This is a genomic window from Jiella mangrovi (assembly GCF_017815135.1).
Lineage (GTDB): Bacteria > Pseudomonadota > Alphaproteobacteria > Rhizobiales > Rhizobiaceae > Jiella > Jiella mangrovi.
Genome location: NZ_JAGJCF010000004.1, coordinates 32738 through 48460, shown reverse-complemented (window position 1 = coordinate 48460; position 15723 = coordinate 32738). Strand labels below are relative to the sequence as shown.

Sequence of the window (15723 nt, the reverse complement as noted above, 5' to 3'; positions counted from 1 at the left end):
TCGATGAGCAAAACCGCTGTCAGCCTGGACGGCCGCGCCATCGTCATCACCGGCGCCGGCCAGGGCATCGGCCGCGCCGCGGCGCTCGCCATGGCGAAGGCCGGCGGATCGATCGTCGTCAACGACATCGACGCGAAGGCCGCCGAGGCCGTCGTCGCGGACATCGTCAGCTCCGGCGGCCGCGCCGTACCGGCCATCGCCGCGATCGGCACGAGCGAGGCCGCCGATCTCTGCGTTGCGACCGCGCTCGAGGCCTTCGGCCGTCTCGACGTCATGGCCTGCAACGCCGGCATCCTGCGCGACAGGGTCTTGTGGAACACCACCGACGAGGATTTCGACGCTGTCGTCGCCACCCATCTGCGCGGCACCTTCACCTGCGCCAGAGCCGCCGCAAGGCATTTCCGCGCGGCTGGCGAGGGCGGCCGGCTCATCCTCGTCTCGTCGATCGCCGGCCAGCGCGGCAATTTCGGACAGACGTCCTATTCGGCCGCGAAAGCCGGTATCGCCGCCTTCGCCCGCACCTGGGCCATGGAGCTCGCAAGGGCCAACGTCACCGTCAATGCCGTCGTGCCCAATGCCCTGACGGCGATGACCGCGACCGTGCCGATGCTCCAGCCCTATGCCGAGATGATGGAGCGCGGCGAACCTTTGCCGGACAAGGTGCGCCGGGATTTCGGCCTTGGCGGCCCCGAGGATGTCGCGGGCATCTTCGTCTACCTCGCCTCGGAACGCTCGGCCGGCGTCACCGGCCAGGCGATCGGCCTTGGCGGCGACAGGCTCGCCGTCTGGTCCCATCCGGTCGAGGCCGCCCACGCCGTCAGGACCGGCGGCTGGAACGCCGAAATGATAGCCGAAGCCATCGAGAACGACCTTGCTGGCGCCAAGCAGAGCGTCGGCATCGATTTCCTGTAGCATGTGACGAGATCAAGGCCCTTCGGGAGGAAGGGCGAAACCGGGAGGAACCACCATGAAGAGACTGATCATCATCGCCGCGGCGCTGGCCGCATCCACCATCGCGGCGAGGGCCGAGACGACCCTGCGTCTGTCGCACTGGCTGCCGGCGACACATCCGGCCCATACCACCGGCATCGAGCCGTGGGCAAAATCGATCGAGGAGGCATCGGGCGGCGAGCTGAAGATCGAGATCTATCCCGCCCAGCAGCTCGGCGCCGCGCCCGATCACTACGACATGACCCGCGACGGCATCGTAGACATCGGCTACATCAACCCCGGCTATACGGCCGGCCGCTTCCCGATCTACGAGCTGACCGGCATCCCCTTCGAGGCGAAGGACGGGCCGAAGGCGGCCAAGGCCATCAACGAGTGGTATGTCGACGGCGGCTATGCGGCGAGGGAAATGGCCGACGTTCACTTCTGCCTGGTCAATCCGCACAATCCCGGCCGTTTCCACGCCAATGCGCCGATCCACGTGCCGGCGGACGTGAAGGGCAAGACCGTGCGCCCGGCCCATTCGACCATGGCGCGCTACGTCAACTCCCTCGGTGGCACCTCGGTGCAGGTGCCCGCGCCCGAAGCGCGCGACGCCATCGCCAAGGGCACGGCCGATGCCGTGACCTTCCCCTATGAGGCGATGAAGAGCTTCAAGATGGCCGACGTCGTCAAGTTCCACAACGACCTGCCCCTCTACCTCTCGTCCCAGGTGATCCTGTTCAACAAGGACACCTATGAGGGCCTCGGCGACGACCTGAAAAATGTCATCGACGATCACTGCACGCCGGAATGGTCGGAAAGGTTCTCGAAGGGCTGGGCGGACTACGACAACGAGGTGCGCCAATCGATCCTCGACGACAAGGAGCACGAGGTCTACACGCCGAACGCCGAGGAGGTGACCCTGTGGCGCGACAGCGTCGGGCCGGTCATGGAAGCCTGGAAGGCCGACGCCAGGAAGGCCGGCTACGACCCGGACGAAGTCCTTGCCGCCTACGACAAGGCGCTCGAGGCCAACGGCACGAAATACTGACGGGAAGCATTCCCTCCCGCGTCCCCTTCGCCCTCATGGCGAGCATCCTGAGCGTTCAGGACGCTCACCATGAGGAGATTGCGGCAGGGATGGCATGCCCCCACTGAGCCTCCGTTGCCGGCGGATGGAACGATCTCCGAACACCGAAGCATCGTCATCTTCGGGCCCCGTCCCGAGGATCCAGAACGACCTCTCACGCCGCCGACGCCCTTTGATGATTTTGACCGATGATGTCCTGATCGAACGCCGCAACTGGATCCTCGGGACGGGGCCCGAGGATGACGCCGCGTTGATGTCTCTGCCCCCATCCTGCAAAAACTGCGACGTCGCTCGACACCAGAGAGCCGATTCATGACCTCCCCCTCAAGCCTCACCGGACGCATCGTCACCGCGATCGAGCGGATTGCCGCCGTCATGCTCGGCCTCGTCACCCTCCTCGTCTTCGTCTCTGCGCTGGGGCGCTATCTCTTCGCCGCGCCGATCCCCGACGCCTTCGATCTCTCACGCCTGACGCTCGCCATCGCCATCATGTGGGGCTTTGCCTCGCTCGGCTTCCGGGGCAGCCACATCAAGGTGGACATCCTCGCCCAGATGATCGGCGCGAAAGCCCGCCGGGTACTCGATCTCCTCGCCTGGCTGGCGCTTCTCCTCTTCACGCTTCTCCTCGTCTGGAAGCTGGGCGGCCGGGTCCTGTCGCAGATGCCGGGCGGCGAGACGACGATGGATCTTCGGCTGCCGCACTGGCCGTTTCTGGCGCTCGTCGTGGCAGGCCTCGTCATGGCCGTCGTCACCACCTTGATCCGCCTGTGGCTGGTCTTGCGCTACGGCGAGGGCCTCGAGCCCCACGACACGCTCCGGGACGACGAAGCCCACGGGGCCGGCCATGAGTGAAAAGGATCTCGTCGCGGCCGGCGGCTTCGTCATCCTGTTCGCCCTGATGCTGATCCGGGTGCCGATCGGCGTTGCCATGGGCCTCGTCGGCGTCGGCGGCTTCGGCATGACGGTCGGCTGGCGGCCGGCCTTCAACCTGCTCTCCACCTCGCCTTTGAGAACCATCACCGACTTCAACCTGACGCTCATCCCCTTCTTCATTCTGATGGGGGTCTTGGCGACACGCTCGGGCATGAGCCGGGAGCTCTTCCGGGCGGCCAATGCCAGCCTCGGTTCGCTGCGGGGCGGTCTGGGGCTTGCGACCGTCGGCGCCTGCGCCGGCTTCGCGGCGATCTGCGGCTCTTCCGTCGCCACCGCCGCGACGATGACCAACATCGCCCTGCCGGAAATGCGGCGGGCCGGCTATCCCGACGACGTCTCGACCGGGGTGATCGCCGCCGGCGGCACCCTCGGCATCCTGATCCCGCCTTCGGTGGTGCTCGCGGTCTATGCCTACATCACCGAGCAGGACGTCGGAAAACTCTTCATCGCCGGCATCGCGCCCGGTATTCTGGCCATCCTCATGTACATGGCGACAGTCCGGCTATGGTACGGCCGCAGGCTGCCGGCGGGCGCATCCTTCAGCCTTGGCGAGGCATTGCGGGCGCTCTCCGGGGTCTGGGCCGTCGCGCTGCTCTTTGCCGCCGTCATCCTCGCCATCTATTTCGGCGTTGCCACCGCGACGGAGGCGTCCGCCGTCGGCGCCGTGCTGACGGCACTTATCGGCATCGCCCGTGGCCGTCTCGGCCTGCGCGGCCTGCTCGACAGCCTGGTCGAGGCGCTGCGCACATCCGTCGCCATCTACACCATCCTGATTGGCGCGATCCTCTTCGGCTATTTCCTGGCCGTCACCCAGGTGCCCCAGAACCTCACCCAGTTCCTCATCGACCTCGATCTCGGCCGCTACGGCACGCTGGCGCTGATCATGCTGTTGTTTCTCGTCATGGGCTGCTTCCTCGACGCCATGGCGATGATCATCCTGATGGTGCCGATCATCTTCCCGGTCATCGTCGCCATGGGCTTCGACCCGGTCTGGTTCGGGGTCATCATCGTCATGACCGTGGAACTCGGGCTGATCACCCCGCCGGTGGGCATGAACGTCTTCGTCATCAACACCATCGCGCGGGACGTCGATCTCGTCTCCATCTTCCGCGGGGTGCTGCCCTTCGTGATCACCGACGTCATCCGCCTGATCATCCTGATCGCGCTGCCCTGGATCGTCCTGTTCCTGCCGCAGACGATGAATTGAGGGAGCGGCTTACCGCCGCCCCTTCGCCGCCAGTTCCAGCACGATCTCGGCCGCTGCCTCGCCGGGCGCGCGGTCGATCGACATCAGCCGGCGGATGTCGTCGAAGCCGGCGAGTTGCGCGTGGCGCTCGGGCGTCTCGGTCATCAGCCGGGCGAGGCGCCGTGCCAGCATTTCCGGCCGGACGAATTCGTGGAAATGCTCGGGCACCAGCGGATGGCCGACAATGAAATTCGGCATTGCCGCCGTCCAGGCGGAGATCAGATGGCGGATCTGGTAGGCGACGGGATCGAGCTTGTAGGCGAGCGCCATCGGCACGCCGGCGAGCGCCAGTTCCAGCGACACCGTGCCGGAGGCGGCGAGCGCCGCATCGGCACCGGCAAAGGCTTGCCACTTGGCGTCGTTGCCGGTGACGATCTCCGGTTTGACCGGCCATTTGGCGACCTCGGCCTCGATGCGCTCCCGGTGCCGGACGAGCGTCGGCAGGACGGCCGTGACGCCCGGCAAAAGCTCGGAAAGCCGCGCCAGCGTCGCGCCGAAGTCGGCCGCCAGCCGGTCGATCTCGCCGCGCCGCGAGCCCGGCAGGATGACGAGGCGCGGCGGCGCCTTCGCCGCCTTGCCGACGAGCGGCGCCTCGCTTGCCAGGATCGCTGAGAGCCCCGGCTCCTTCATCAGCGGATGGCCGACATAGGTGGAGGGCGGGCCGCCGAGCCGCGCCATCGTGTCCGGCTCGAAGGGCAGCGCACAGATCGCGTGATCGACATAGGCGACCATCTTCGCCGCCCTGCTCTCGCGCCAGGCCCAGACCGTCGGCGGAATATAGTTGACGATCGGCATGGCGGGTAGCTTTGCCCGCACGCGCTTTGCCACCCGGTGGGAAAAGGTCGGGCTGTCAATGACGACGAGCGCGTCGGGCCTTGCCGCGATGATGGCATCCGCCGTCTGGCCGACACGCCGGACGAGCTGGGGCAGCCGTGCAAGGATCGCCGAGACGCCCATGATCGACAGCTCCTCGATGTCAAAGAGGGTCTCCATGCCCTCGGCCTGCATCGCCTCGCCGGCAAGTCCGACGAGTTTGAGATCGCCGGCAAGCCTTGCTCTCAACGCGCGGATCAGATCCGCTCCAATGGCGTCGCCCGAGGGCTCGCCGACGACGAAGGCGATCTTCATGGCTCACTCCCGGAGACGACGTCGGCGCGCGAAGGATCCGATGCCTCGTCGCGCGGCAGGCCAACCACGGCGATATTGGCGTCCCGCGCCGCGACGACGAGGGCGTCGAAGTCGATGATCAAGCTTTTCCCGGCGCTGACGCCGATCGCCGAGATCCCCGCGCCGTCGGCTTCCAGAATGGTCGAGACGCCGATGCTGGGAAGATCGAAGCGCTCGTCCTGTTGGGGCTTCACCACCTTCACCAGGGCAAGCCGCTCATTGCGTCCGACCCGGCCACGGGCGCGAAGATCGGCCACACGGTGGAGCATCTCGCGGGTCCCTTCGGCAGCTTCCAGTGCGATCACCCGCTCCTGCGAGGCGACGACTGCCTGGCCAACATCGAGACTGCCGAGGGTTTGCGCCACACGAACCCCGAGCGCCAGCGCGGCGCGCTCGCGCTCGTCGGCCGCGCGCCCGGCGATCGGTCCTTCCGGCGCCAGCAACTGAGGCTCGACATCCTGGACCGCCACCGGCTCCAGCCCCTGCGCCTTCAAAAACGCCGCGACGTTGCGCAAGAGCCGGTCGTCGCCGCCTCGCACGATCCGAAAGGCCGTCGGCAGCATCAAGAGCGTGCGCAGGGATGGCAGGATCGAGCGAAAGTCCGGCCGCCGGCTGACGGTGCCGCAGGCCAGCACGCGCTTCACGCCGCTCGCCTTCATGAAACGGACGGCATCGCCCGCCCGCCCCCAGGCGAAATATTCGCCCTTGAAATCCGACCAGTCGTCGTCCTTCCCGTCGGCGATCCGAACGACGACGGGCTCGAAGCCATGGGCCCGCGCCGCTTCCGCGACGATCCGTGGCAACCGCCCTCCGCCGGCGATCAGCCCGAGCGGTTCGCCGGGAAAGCGCGGCTCCATCGGCTCAGGCGTGCTGCGAGTGACGCGGGAAGCACAGCGCGCGGTCGCCGCCGGCGCGGATGAAACCCAACAGATCCTGGACGAGAGGATCTTCCGGATACTCGCCCTGCACCTCGTCGATGTTCTCCTTGAAGGTCAGATCGTCGGAGAACAGCATGCGATAGGCCTTGCGCACGTTGCGGATCGCATGGCGATCGAAACCCGCGCGCTTCATGCCGATGACATTGAGGCCGGAAAGATAGGCCCGGTTGCCGAGCACCATGCCGAAGGGGATGACGTCGCCCTCGACAGCCGCCAACCCGCCGACATAGGCATGGTGGCCGATGCGGGTGAACTGGTGGATGCCGGAGCCGCCCGCGATCGTCGCATATTCGCCGATGGTGCAGTGGCCGGCCAGCATGACGTTGTTGATCAGCGTGACATTGCGCTCGATCACGCAGTCATGGGCGACGTGAGCCCCGGTGAAGAAGGCGCAGTTGTCGCCGATCGTCGTCTCAGACCGCCCCTGCACCGTGCCGGGATTCATCGTCACATGCTCGCGGATCAGGCAGTTGTCACCGATGACGAGGCGGGTGTCCTCGCCGCGATATTTCAGATGCTGCGGGGCATGGCCGAGGGAGGCGAATGGCCAGATCTGCGCGCCGGCGCCGATGACGGTGTTGCCCCAGATCGCCACATGGGAGCGCAGGCGGCTGCCCGCCCCGAGGCGCACCTGCGGGCCAATGTGGCAGAACGGACCGATCTCGCAGCCTTCGCCGATCTCGGCCCCGTCCTCGATCACCGCCGAGGGGTGGACGCTCGTCTCTGACATGGTCACTCGGGATCGCGGGGAATGAGCATCGCGCTGACGGTTGCCTCGGCAACCTTCTGGTCGTCAACCTTGGCGATGCATTCGAACTTCCAGATGTTCGCCCGCTTCTTGGTCTGTTTCACGTGATATTCGAGCCGATCGCCGGGGATCACCGGCTTGCGGAACTTGCCGTTGTCGATCGTCATGAAATAGACGAGCGGCGGCGCGCCGCCGCCACTGGCCATCGTGCAGATCGCCCCGGCGGTCTGGGCCATGCCTTCGATGATCAGCACGCCCGGCATCACCGGCACCGAGGGAAAATGGCCGAGGAAATGCGGCTCGTTGGCCGTCACGTTCTTGATCCCGACGGCGCTCTTGTCCCCGTCGATGTCGACGATGCGATCGACCATCAAGAACGGATAGCGGTGCGGAAGAAGCTCGAGAATCCTGTTGATGTCGGCGCTTTCCAGCGTCGTTGTTTCCTCACTCATCCCGCTCATTCCTCGCAGATCGTCCCTTCATCGCCAGTTCGGACAAAAATCGCATTTCCCTGAACCATTCGCGAACCGGCTTCGCCGGTATTCCACCCCATCGTGATTTCGCGGGCACGTCCGCCGAAACCGCCGAAACCGCCGCAATCTGTGCACCGTCGCCGATCGTCACGTGACCGTTGACGCCGGTCTGACCACCGATCATGACGCCGTCGCCGATAGTGGTCGAGCCCGAAATCCCGACCTGCGCAACAATCACGCAGTGCCGACCGATCGCAACGTTGTGCCCGACCTGGACCTGATTGTCGATCTTCGTTCCTTCGCCGATCACCGTGTCGCGGATGGCGCCGCGGTCGATCGTCGTATTCGCGCCGATCTCGACATCGTCCTGAACGATTACCCGGCCGATCTGCACGACCTTGTCGAGGCCGCTCGGACCGGCGACATAGCCAAAGCCGTCCTGGCCGATCTTGACGCCCGGATGGAGCACGACACGATTGCCGAGAAAGGTGTTCGACAAGGCGACCTGGGCACCGATCCGGCAGTCGCGACCGATCGCGCAGTCACGGGCGATCACGGCGCCGGGCGAGACTATGGTGCCACGCCCGATCTTTACGCCCGGCCCAATGACGGCAAAAGCCTCGATGGTGGCGCCGTCCTCGATCTGTGCCGTCGGATCGATCTCCGCCCGCGGCGAAATTCCTTCCGTGGTCGTGATCGCGTCTGGCAGGAGAGCCGCCGGGTAGAAGCTGCGTCCGGTCTTGGCAAAGGCCGCCTGGACATTGCCCGCGATCAGATGCGGCAGACCTTCGGGCAGAAGCGCGAGGTGCTTCTGCGCAATGAAGACACAGCCGGCCCGGGTAGTGGCCAGTTGCGGGGCATAGCGGGGACTGTCGAAGAAGGAGCAGTCGTCCGGGCCGGCGCGATCGAGGGGTCCGATCCCTGTCAAGACCGCGTTGGGATCGGTGCCCTCACCGACTTCAGCTCCCGCGCGCGAGGCGATCTCGCCCACAGTCAGACCGGCACCCCGAGCAAAGAATGACGTGTCTGGCATGGTTGAACCGGCGGGAAAGCCCTCCTCCCCCGCCCCTTTTCTTGATGCGTCAGAAGCGCGAGGAAAAGCCGAAGGAGAACTCCTGCGTATCGTCGAAGTCTTCTTTCTTAAGCGGATGGGCGTAATTCACCCGCAGCGGACCGAACGGCGAAGCCCAGATCAGGCCGACACCGGCCGAGGCACGGAGCGAGAAGTCGGTTCCCTCGACGCCCGGCTGGTCCTTGAACTCGCTGCCCCAGAGCGAGCCGGCATCGGCGAAGACCGCACCGCGGAAGCCGAGATCGCGGCTGATCCCGGGGAGCGGGAAGGTCGCTTCCGCCGAGACGTTGCCATAGTTCTCGCCACCGATGGCGACGCCGTACTGGCGCGGGCCGATACCGCGGGTGTCGAAGCCGCGGACGATGTCCTGGCCCTTGAAGAAGTTGTCGAAGACGCGCAGATCGCTGCCGAGCTTCGAAACGTTGCCGGCGCCGCCCGAGAGCTGGCCGATGATGTCCCATTCCTCGCTCAGCAGATTGAAGTAGGACGCCTTGCCCGTCGTCTTGACGAACTTGGCATCGCCGCCGATGCCGGCAAATTCCTGACCGGCCGAACCGATGAAGCCGTCGCGCGGATCCTGGTTGTTGTCGAGGGTGTTGTAGGTGAACTGATATGACAGCGAGGACGTCAGATAGGGACTGTCGCAGATCGCCGCGTTAATGATCGGCGAGTCCGTGAAGGAAGGAGCCGTGATGCTATTTCCGCCCTCGTCGTAAAGATTGCCCAGCGGGTTCGGCGAGCCGCAGGTGCTGTCGATATATTCCTCAGAACTCGAATCGGTCGAGTCGTAATCCGGATTGTTGACCGTCTCGCCGGTGTCGTCGCCATAGGTCTCGCTCTTGATATTGTAGGCGAGCGTGGCCGTCAGGTGATCGGTGATCGGCGCCGAGATGCGCACGTCGCCGCCGGTGCGCTTGACGTCGTAATTATCGGTCGATGTCTCGGTATGGTAGACGTCGAACCCTGCGGCCAGACGCTGGCCGAGGAAATAGGGCTCCGTGAACGACAGGTTATACGAGCGACTGTTGGTGCCGACGCTGGCCGAGACCTTCACGAACTGGCCACGGCCGAGGAAGTTGCGCTCCTGGATGCCGACTTCGGCAACCGGGCCGGAGGAATCGCCGCTCGTCGTGTAGCCGCCACCGACCGAGATTTCGCCGGTTGCCTTCTCCGAGACATCGACGATGACGATGACGCGGTCGGGCTCGGAGCCCGGCGCCGTCGAGATATTGACCTTGGTGAAGTATTTCAGGTCCTCGAGCCGCTGCTTGGCACGCTGGATGAGCACCTGATTGAAGGCATCGCCTTCCGAGATGTCGAACTCACGGCGAATGACGTAGTCGCGGGTCTTGGTGTTGCCGCGGATCTCGATGCGCTCGACATAGGCGCGCGGCCCCTGATCGATCACATAGTCGATGGCGATGGTGTGGTTGGTGAAGTCGCGATTGCCGCGCGGCGTCACCTGGGCGAAGGCGAAGCCCTTGTTGGCCAGCGCATTGGTCAGGTTGACGAGAGAGTTCTCGACCTCCTTGGCGCTGTAGATGTCGCCCGGCGCGGTGTCGAGCTCCTTGTAGAGCGTGTCGGTGTCGACGCCGTCGATGGTCGAATCGATCCGCACCGCGCCGAAAGCGTAGCGCTCGCCCTCATCGACCGTGAAGGTGATGAAGTAGGAGTTCTGGTCGGGATCGAGCTCGGCGACCGCCGACAGGATGCGGAAATCGGCGTAGCCGTGGTTGTAGTAGAAGCGGCGCAGCGTCTCTTCGTCGGACTGCAGCTTGTCCGGATCGTAGACGTCGTCGCGCTGGATAAAGCTCAAAATGCCGGTTTCGCGCAGCGAGATGACCTGCTTCAGGCGCGCGTCGGAGAAGGCGTTGTTGCCGACGAAGCTGATCGAGGCGATCTTCGTACGATCGCCTTCCTGGATGTTGTAGATGACGTTGACGCGGCCCTGCCCGATCGGCTGGGTCTGCGCCGTGACGATCGCGTCACTGCGGCCGATCGAGACATAGGCCTTCTTGATCGCCTCGATGTCGGCGTCGACGGTCGCCTGGGAATAGGGGCCGCGCGGCGCGGTCTGGACCGTGGCGATGAGCTGCTGGTCCTTGATCTTCGAATTGCCCTGGAACAGCACCTGATTGACGATCTGGTTCTCGTCGACCTGCACGATCAGCGTCCCGCCCGACTGGCTGATCCGCACGTTTGAGAACAGACCCGTCGAATACAGACGCCTCACCGCTGCGTCCTGGTCGGCTTCGGTGACGTTCTGGCCGGGCTTGATCTGCATGAAGCCGCGAACCGTCTCGGCATCGACCCGGCTGTTGCCGCGCACGTCGATCCGATTGACGACCGCCGCACTGGCGATCGTGGTCGTGGCGAGTTGGAAAGTTAGCGTCGTTGCGACGAGGAGGGTCGAAGACAGCGCCACCGCAGTCGCCGCGCGCAGAGTTTTCGTTCCAGCCTTCATGTTCCCAACCACCTTGTCGTCTTCTTGCTGTCGAGCAGGACGTTCATTTCCAGAGTCTGCCTTGTACCGGCTTTGATATTCCGTTCAAGCAAACTCGTCGTAGTGGATTGAGGAATCGGAAACGCCGTTGCAAGGCGGTCACGAACCATGCCGACATGGTTAACCAATGCTTTCCCCCAGTCCCCCGACCGGATGCCCCTTACACCTGGCCCGAAATATCATTCCAGAACGCGAATATCATGAGCATGGTGACGAGAGCGAGACCGATCTTGAAACCCAGCTCCTGCACCTTTTCGCTGAGCGGACGACCGCGCGCCGCCTCGAAGGCGTAAAACAGAAGATGCCCGCCGTCGAGCATCGGGATCGGCAACAGATTGAGAATCCCGATCGAGATCGACAGGAGCGCCGCGAGATTGAGCAGCGCGCCGATGCCGATCGTCGACACCTGGCTCGAGACCTGCGCGATGCGGATCGGGCCGCCGATCTGGTCGGCACTCTGTCGTCCGCTGATCACCTGGCCGATGAAGCCGACCGTCTGGGCGGCGACGAACCAGGTTTGCGACACCCCGTATTGCAAGGCTTCGACGGGTCCCAGCGTCTCGACCCTAAAGCCGCCCTTGGCGTTGTCGGCCCGCAGCCCCACCACGGGCAGGGTGAAGGAGTTGCCGAACTCGTCCTTGCGCGTCTCCATCCGGGGCGTGACCGTCAGCTCGACCGGCCGCCCGTCCCGCTCCACCTTGAAGGTGATCGGGCTTTCGCCGGAGGCCGCCACGTAGCGCTGGAGATCGGAGAAGTAATCGATCGGCTCGCCGCCGGCGGAGATCACCCTGTCGCCCGGCTCGAAGCCGGCCGCCATGGCCGGCGAGCCCGGCTCGACGCCGGAAACGACCGGGTCTCCGACCACCCGGCCACTGGCGTAGACGACGCCGGCGAAGATGACGATGGCGAGGATGAAGTTGGCGATCGGCCCGGCCGCCACCGTGGCGGCGCGCCGGCCGACACTGGCGGTCGGGAAGGCGTGGCGGCGCTCGTCCTCGTCCATGCGCCCGACGGCCTCCTGGTCCGGAACCGAAGCGGCGTTCTCGTCGCCGAGGAACTTGACGTAGCCGCCGAGCGGAATCGCGGCGAGTTTCCAGCGCGTCCCCTGCCTGTCGGTGAAGCCGACGATCTCGGGCCCGAAGCCGACCGAAAACGTCAGCGCCTTGATCCCGCACCAGCGGCCGATCAGGAAGTGGCCGAGCTCATGGAAAAAGACGATGATCGTCAGGACGAAAAGAAACGGCACCACGTAGATCAGCGCGTGGTCCCAAAGGCCGGAGGTAAGCGCTCCGAATTCCATCGATCGTCACTCCTTCTGGCAGCAGCGAAGCCACCGCCCGATTGCCTCGATCTATAGCAGCGAACCAGGATGGCGCAAACACGCCCCGCCCTTGCGGCCCGCGCCCACCTTCACTGCGGGAACAGGCCCAGCGACGGCTGGTCGAACCCCGCAACTGCGACGCCTACGAGCCACGCCACCGTCCCTGCGACGATGATCGCGTCGATCCTGTCCATCAGCCCGCCATGGCCGGGAATGAGACGCCCCGAATCCTTCACGCCGAAACGCCGCTTGATGAAAGATTCATAGAGATCCCCCGCCTGCCCGGCGACGGACAAGATGATTGCGAGGCCGACGATGAGCGGCGTCACCTGCCCTGTCGCGGCATAGGCGAACAGACAGCCGAGGATGACGGCGGCAGCCAGCCCACCCAGAGCGCCGGAGATCGTCTTCTTGGGCGAGACCATCGGCATCAGCTTCGGCCCGCCGACCGAGCGACCGGTGAAGTAGGCGAAAATGTCGGTCGCCCAGACGACCGTTACCAGGAAGGCGATCGACAGGAGACCGGACGGATCGTCGCCGCGCAGCAGCGCCGGAGGAAAGGTCGCAGCTCCCGCATAGAGAAGGCCGCCGACCAGCCAGTCGGCCTTGCGCTCGTGACGGTCGATGAAGACCAGAAACGAGGTGCCGGCGAGAAAGATCAGGATCGCGGAAAGTTCGAAGCCGAAGGCAAAGGCGAGCAGGGAGAAATAGAAGATCCGCCGCCCGAAGGTGAAATGCGGCCGCAGGCGCCTTGCCCGGGTGATCCTGACCCATTCGTCAAAAACGATGAAACCCGTCACGCAGCACAAGAGGCGAAAGCCCCAGCCACCGGCGAAGACCAGAAGCAGGACGAGGATCCCCAGCACTACGGCCGAGATCAGACGAGACCGCAGATCGCTCCAACTCCCCTCGGCGAAAAACCGTCTGATGCCAAGCCCCATCGCGTCAGGATGCGATTTCCCGCGACAAACCCCCGAAACGGCGATCGCGGCTGGCATATTCGGCAAGGGCGTCTTCGAAGGCCTGACGGTCGAAATCGGGCCACAGGCAGGGGGGAAACACGAATTCGGAATAGGCCGCCTGCCACAGCAGGAAGTTCGACAGCCGGAGTTCGCCGCTGGTGCGGATGATCAGATCGGGATCCGGAATCCCGGCCGTGTCCATGTGCTCGCCGAGATAGTCGGCGGTGAGGGCATCAAGTGTCACCTCGCCCGCGGCGAACTTCTCCGCGATGCGGCGGACAGCCCGCGCGACCTCGTCCCGCGCGCCGTAGTTGAAGGCGATGACCAGCGTCTGACGGTCGTTGTCCTTGGTGAGGTTTTCCGCTTCCTCGAGCAGCGCACGGATGTCCGGCGACAGATCGTCACGGGCGCCGATCACCCGGACCTGAACGCCCTCCTTGTGGAGATCGGCGAGATCGCGGCGGATGAAATGCTTCAGGAGCCCCATCAGCTCCTCGACCTCGTCCTTCGGCCGCCGCCAGTTTTCCGAGGAGAAGGCAAACAGCGTCAGATATTCGATGCCGAGCTCGCCGGCGGTGCGAACAGCCGCGCGCACCGCCTCGACCCCCCGCCTGTGGCCCATGCTGCGCGGCAGGCCGCGTGCGCGCGCCCAGCGTCCGTTGCCGTCCATGATGATGGCCACATGTCGGGGATGCCGCACTATCCTCGCCCTTCTCTGCGGTTGGCGGGCCGGCGCAGGGCGCCGACGATCACGAACAGCCTATACCTGCATGATTTCGCCTTCCTTGACGGAAAGCAATTTATCAATTTCCGCAATCGTATCGTCGGTCATCTTCTGGACCTTGTCAGACTGCTGCCGGCTCTCGTCCTGGCCGATATCGCCGGCCTTTTCGCTCTTCTTCAGGCTATCCATACCGTCGCGGCGCACATGGCGCACCGCCACGCGGGCGCTTTCGGCATATTGATGCGCAACCTTGACGAGTTCCCTGCGCCGTTCCTCGTTGAGTTCGGGCAGCGGAATGCGCAGCGTCGTGCCGTCGGTGATCGGGTTGAGGCCAAGGCTGCTCTCGCGAATCGCCCGCTCCACCTTGCCGACCATCTGCTTGTCCCAGACTGACACCGAGACCATGCGCGGCTCGGGCACGGTCACGTTGGCCACCTGGTTGAGCGGCATCTGCGAGCCATAGGCCTCGACGGTGATCGGATCGAGGAGGTTGGCCGAAGCCCGGCCCGTGCGAAGAGCGGCGAGGTCGCCCTTCAGGCTGTTGATCGCGCCTTCCATGCGGCGGTTCAGCTCGTTGAGATCCAGTTCAGCCATGGTCGTGTCCTTTCTTGCAATGCCGAGGCGGGGAAGACACCGTCTTCCTTCACGGGGCCCTCGTCCTAGTCCGAAACGATCGTCGCGCGGCCGGCGCCGGCGAGAATTCTTGCAAATTCGCCCTTTTGATGAATCGAAAAGACGACGATCGGAATATGGTTTTCACGGGCGAGCGCGACAGCAGCGACGTCCATGACGGCCAGCCCGCGCTGCAGGACCTCGGCATGGGTCAGCTTGTCGTAGCGCTCGGCATCGGGCTGGAGCTTGGGGTCGGCCGAGTAGATACCGTCGACCTGGGTGCCCTTGAACAGAGCGGCCGCGCCCATTTCGGCCGCGCGCAACGCCCCGGCCGAGTCGGTCGTGAAGAACGGATTGCCGGTGCCGCCCGCGAAGATGACGACGCGTCCGGCCGCCTGATGCTGGAGCGCGGCGCGCTGGGTGAAGCTCTCGCAGATTTCCGGCATGGCGATGGCGGACAGGACGATCGCATCGACGCCCATCTTCGTCAGCGACGTCCTGAGTGCGAGCGCGTTGATGACAGTTCCGAGCATGCCCATGTGGTCGCCGGTCACGCGATCACCGCCCTTGGAGGCGACGGCGACGCCGCGAAAGATGTTGCCGCCGCCGATCACGACGGAAATCTCGACGCCGAGCGCCCGCGCCTCGGCGATGTCGGAGGCAATCCGATCGACCACGGCGACATCGATGCCGAAGCCCTGCTCGCCCATGAGGGCTTCGCCCGAGACCTTCAGCAAGACGCGGCGATAACGGATTTCGGCGGTCATCGAGTATTCTGCTCCACCCCGTGGGCGCGGACCGGCCAGACTTGCCACCGCACCACGATCTTTCTCTGCCTCCGGCCTCGCTGCAAGCTCGCAGCGGCCGTGGGACCATCATCGCGAATTGCTCTTTGGCCTCCCGCTCCAGCCAGCCGATACAATACGGGCGCCCGCTTGTGAAGCGAGCGCCCGATCAAGTGGCTCTGCAAATGGGAGAAAAGACCCGTTTGCTCCGGCAAAACG

Annotated in this window: 15 protein-coding genes; 4 read left to right on the top strand and 11 right to left on the bottom strand. The window is 65.1% G+C overall.

Annotated features, from left to right (window positions below; translation table 11 throughout):
* Nucleotides 1-3: 3 nt before the first annotated feature.
* The 4 genes from J6595_RS07690 (at nt 4) to J6595_RS07675 (ending at nt 4160) form a co-directional block, all read left to right on the top strand.
* Nucleotides 4-912, top strand: a complete 909-nt coding sequence (locus J6595_RS07690) for an SDR family NAD(P)-dependent oxidoreductase (RefSeq protein ID WP_209593887.1) — start codon at nt 4-6, stop codon at nt 910-912.
* A gap of 55 nt (nt 913-967) precedes the next feature.
* On the top strand, nt 968-1981 hold the full coding sequence (locus J6595_RS07685; protein WP_209593886.1) for a TRAP transporter substrate-binding protein: 1014 nt from the start codon (nt 968-970) through the stop codon (nt 1979-1981).
* 351 nt (nt 1982-2332) lie between these two features.
* On the top strand, nt 2333-2872 hold the full coding sequence (locus J6595_RS07680; protein WP_209593885.1) for a TRAP transporter small permease: 540 nt from the start codon (nt 2333-2335) through the stop codon (nt 2870-2872).
* On the top strand, nt 2865-4160 hold the full coding sequence (locus J6595_RS07675) for a TRAP transporter large permease (RefSeq protein WP_209593884.1): 1296 nt from the start codon (nt 2865-2867) through the stop codon (nt 4158-4160). The genes J6595_RS07680 and J6595_RS07675 overlap by 8 nt, the downstream gene beginning before the upstream one ends.
* Nucleotides 4161-4169: 9 nt before the next feature.
* Here J6595_RS07675 and lpxB read toward each other — a convergent pair whose 3' ends face one another.
* The 11 genes from lpxB to pyrH form a co-directional block, all read right to left on the bottom strand.
* A complete protein-coding gene (gene lpxB / locus J6595_RS07670) occupies nt 4170-5327 on the bottom strand; it encodes a lipid-A-disaccharide synthase (RefSeq protein WP_209593883.1) in 1158 nt (385 codons plus the stop codon).
* Nucleotides 5324-6223 carry an LpxI family protein gene (locus tag J6595_RS07665; protein WP_209593882.1) on the bottom strand — a complete coding sequence of 300 codons (900 nt, stop codon included), beginning with the start codon at nt 6221-6223 and terminating at the stop codon, nt 5324-5326. The genes lpxB and J6595_RS07665 overlap by 4 nt, the downstream gene beginning before the upstream one ends.
* A gap of 4 nt (nt 6224-6227) precedes the next feature.
* Complete coding sequence (lpxA, locus tag J6595_RS07660) at nt 6228-7034, bottom strand: acyl-ACP--UDP-N-acetylglucosamine O-acyltransferase (protein ID WP_209593881.1); 807 nt, start codon at nt 7032-7034, stop codon at nt 6228-6230.
* Between the two features lie 2 nt (nt 7035-7036).
* Entirely contained in the window at nt 7037-7504 is a 468-nt protein-coding gene (fabZ, locus tag J6595_RS07655; RefSeq protein ID WP_209593880.1) for a 3-hydroxyacyl-ACP dehydratase FabZ, read from the bottom strand.
* The gene (lpxD, locus tag J6595_RS07650) at nt 7497-8558 is read right to left on the bottom strand and encodes a UDP-3-O-(3-hydroxymyristoyl)glucosamine N-acyltransferase (protein ID WP_209593879.1); all 1062 of its coding nucleotides are present in this window, start codon (nt 8556-8558) and stop codon (nt 7497-7499) included. Before lpxD ends, fabZ begins: the two co-directional genes overlap by 8 nt.
* A gap of 49 nt (nt 8559-8607) precedes the next feature.
* A complete protein-coding gene (bamA, locus tag J6595_RS07645; RefSeq protein WP_209593878.1) occupies nt 8608-11061 on the bottom strand; it encodes an outer membrane protein assembly factor BamA in 2454 nt (817 codons plus the stop codon).
* Nucleotides 11062-11260: 199 nt separating this feature from the next.
* A complete protein-coding gene (gene rseP / locus J6595_RS07640) occupies nt 11261-12400 on the bottom strand; it encodes an RIP metalloprotease RseP (protein ID WP_209593877.1) in 1140 nt (379 codons plus the stop codon).
* Nucleotides 12401-12510: 110 nt separating this feature from the next.
* Complete coding sequence (locus tag J6595_RS07635; RefSeq protein WP_209593876.1) at nt 12511-13362, bottom strand: phosphatidate cytidylyltransferase; 852 nt, start codon at nt 13360-13362, stop codon at nt 12511-12513.
* A gap of 4 nt (nt 13363-13366) precedes the next feature.
* Nucleotides 13367-14083 (bottom strand): isoprenyl transferase, encoded by a 717-nt coding sequence (locus J6595_RS07630; RefSeq protein ID WP_209593875.1) that lies wholly within the window; start codon nt 14081-14083, stop codon nt 13367-13369.
* 60 nt (nt 14084-14143) lie between these two features.
* Nucleotides 14144-14701, bottom strand: a complete 558-nt coding sequence (frr, locus tag J6595_RS07625; RefSeq protein WP_209593874.1) for a ribosome recycling factor — start codon at nt 14699-14701, stop codon at nt 14144-14146.
* 65 nt (nt 14702-14766) lie between these two features.
* Entirely contained in the window at nt 14767-15486 is a 720-nt protein-coding gene (gene pyrH / locus J6595_RS07620; RefSeq protein WP_209593873.1) for a UMP kinase, read from the bottom strand.
* Between the last annotated feature and the right edge of the window lie 237 nt (nt 15487-15723).

Excerpts from the sequence above, each read along its gene's own strand:
- J6595_RS07665 (WP_209593882.1), bottom strand. The coding sequence starts at position 6,223 with ATGGAGCCGCGCTTTCCCGGCGAACCGCTCGGGCTGATCGCCGGCGGA.
- lpxD (WP_209593879.1), bottom strand. The coding sequence starts at position 8,558 with ATGCCAGACACGTCATTCTTTGCTCGGGGTGCCGGTCTGACTGTGGGC.
- bamA (WP_209593878.1), bottom strand. The coding sequence starts at position 11,061 with ATGAAGGCTGGAACGAAAACTCTGCGCGCGGCGACTGCGGTGGCGCTG.
- J6595_RS07690 (WP_209593887.1), top strand. The coding sequence starts at position 4 with ATGAGCAAAACCGCTGTCAGCCTGGACGGCCGCGCCATCGTCATCACC.
- pyrH (WP_209593873.1), bottom strand. The coding sequence starts at position 15,486 with ATGACCGCCGAAATCCGTTATCGCCGCGTCTTGCTGAAGGTCTCGGGC.
- rseP (WP_209593877.1), bottom strand. The coding sequence starts at position 12,400 with ATGGAATTCGGAGCGCTTACCTCCGGCCTTTGGGACCACGCGCTGATC.
- fabZ (WP_209593880.1), bottom strand. The coding sequence starts at position 7,504 with ATGAGTGAGGAAACAACGACGCTGGAAAGCGCCGACATCAACAGGATT.
- frr (WP_209593874.1), bottom strand. The coding sequence starts at position 14,701 with ATGGCTGAACTGGATCTCAACGAGCTGAACCGCCGCATGGAAGGCGCG.
- J6595_RS07675 (WP_209593884.1), top strand. The coding sequence starts at position 2,865 with ATGAGTGAAAAGGATCTCGTCGCGGCCGGCGGCTTCGTCATCCTGTTC.
- J6595_RS07635 (WP_209593876.1), bottom strand. The coding sequence starts at position 13,362 with ATGGGGCTTGGCATCAGACGGTTTTTCGCCGAGGGGAGTTGGAGCGAT.
- J6595_RS07680 (WP_209593885.1), top strand. The coding sequence starts at position 2,333 with ATGACCTCCCCCTCAAGCCTCACCGGACGCATCGTCACCGCGATCGAG.
- J6595_RS07685 (WP_209593886.1), top strand. The coding sequence starts at position 968 with ATGAAGAGACTGATCATCATCGCCGCGGCGCTGGCCGCATCCACCATC.
- lpxA (WP_209593881.1), bottom strand. The coding sequence starts at position 7,034 with ATGTCAGAGACGAGCGTCCACCCCTCGGCGGTGATCGAGGACGGGGCC.
- lpxB (WP_209593883.1), bottom strand. The coding sequence starts at position 5,327 with ATGAAGATCGCCTTCGTCGTCGGCGAGCCCTCGGGCGACGCCATTGGA.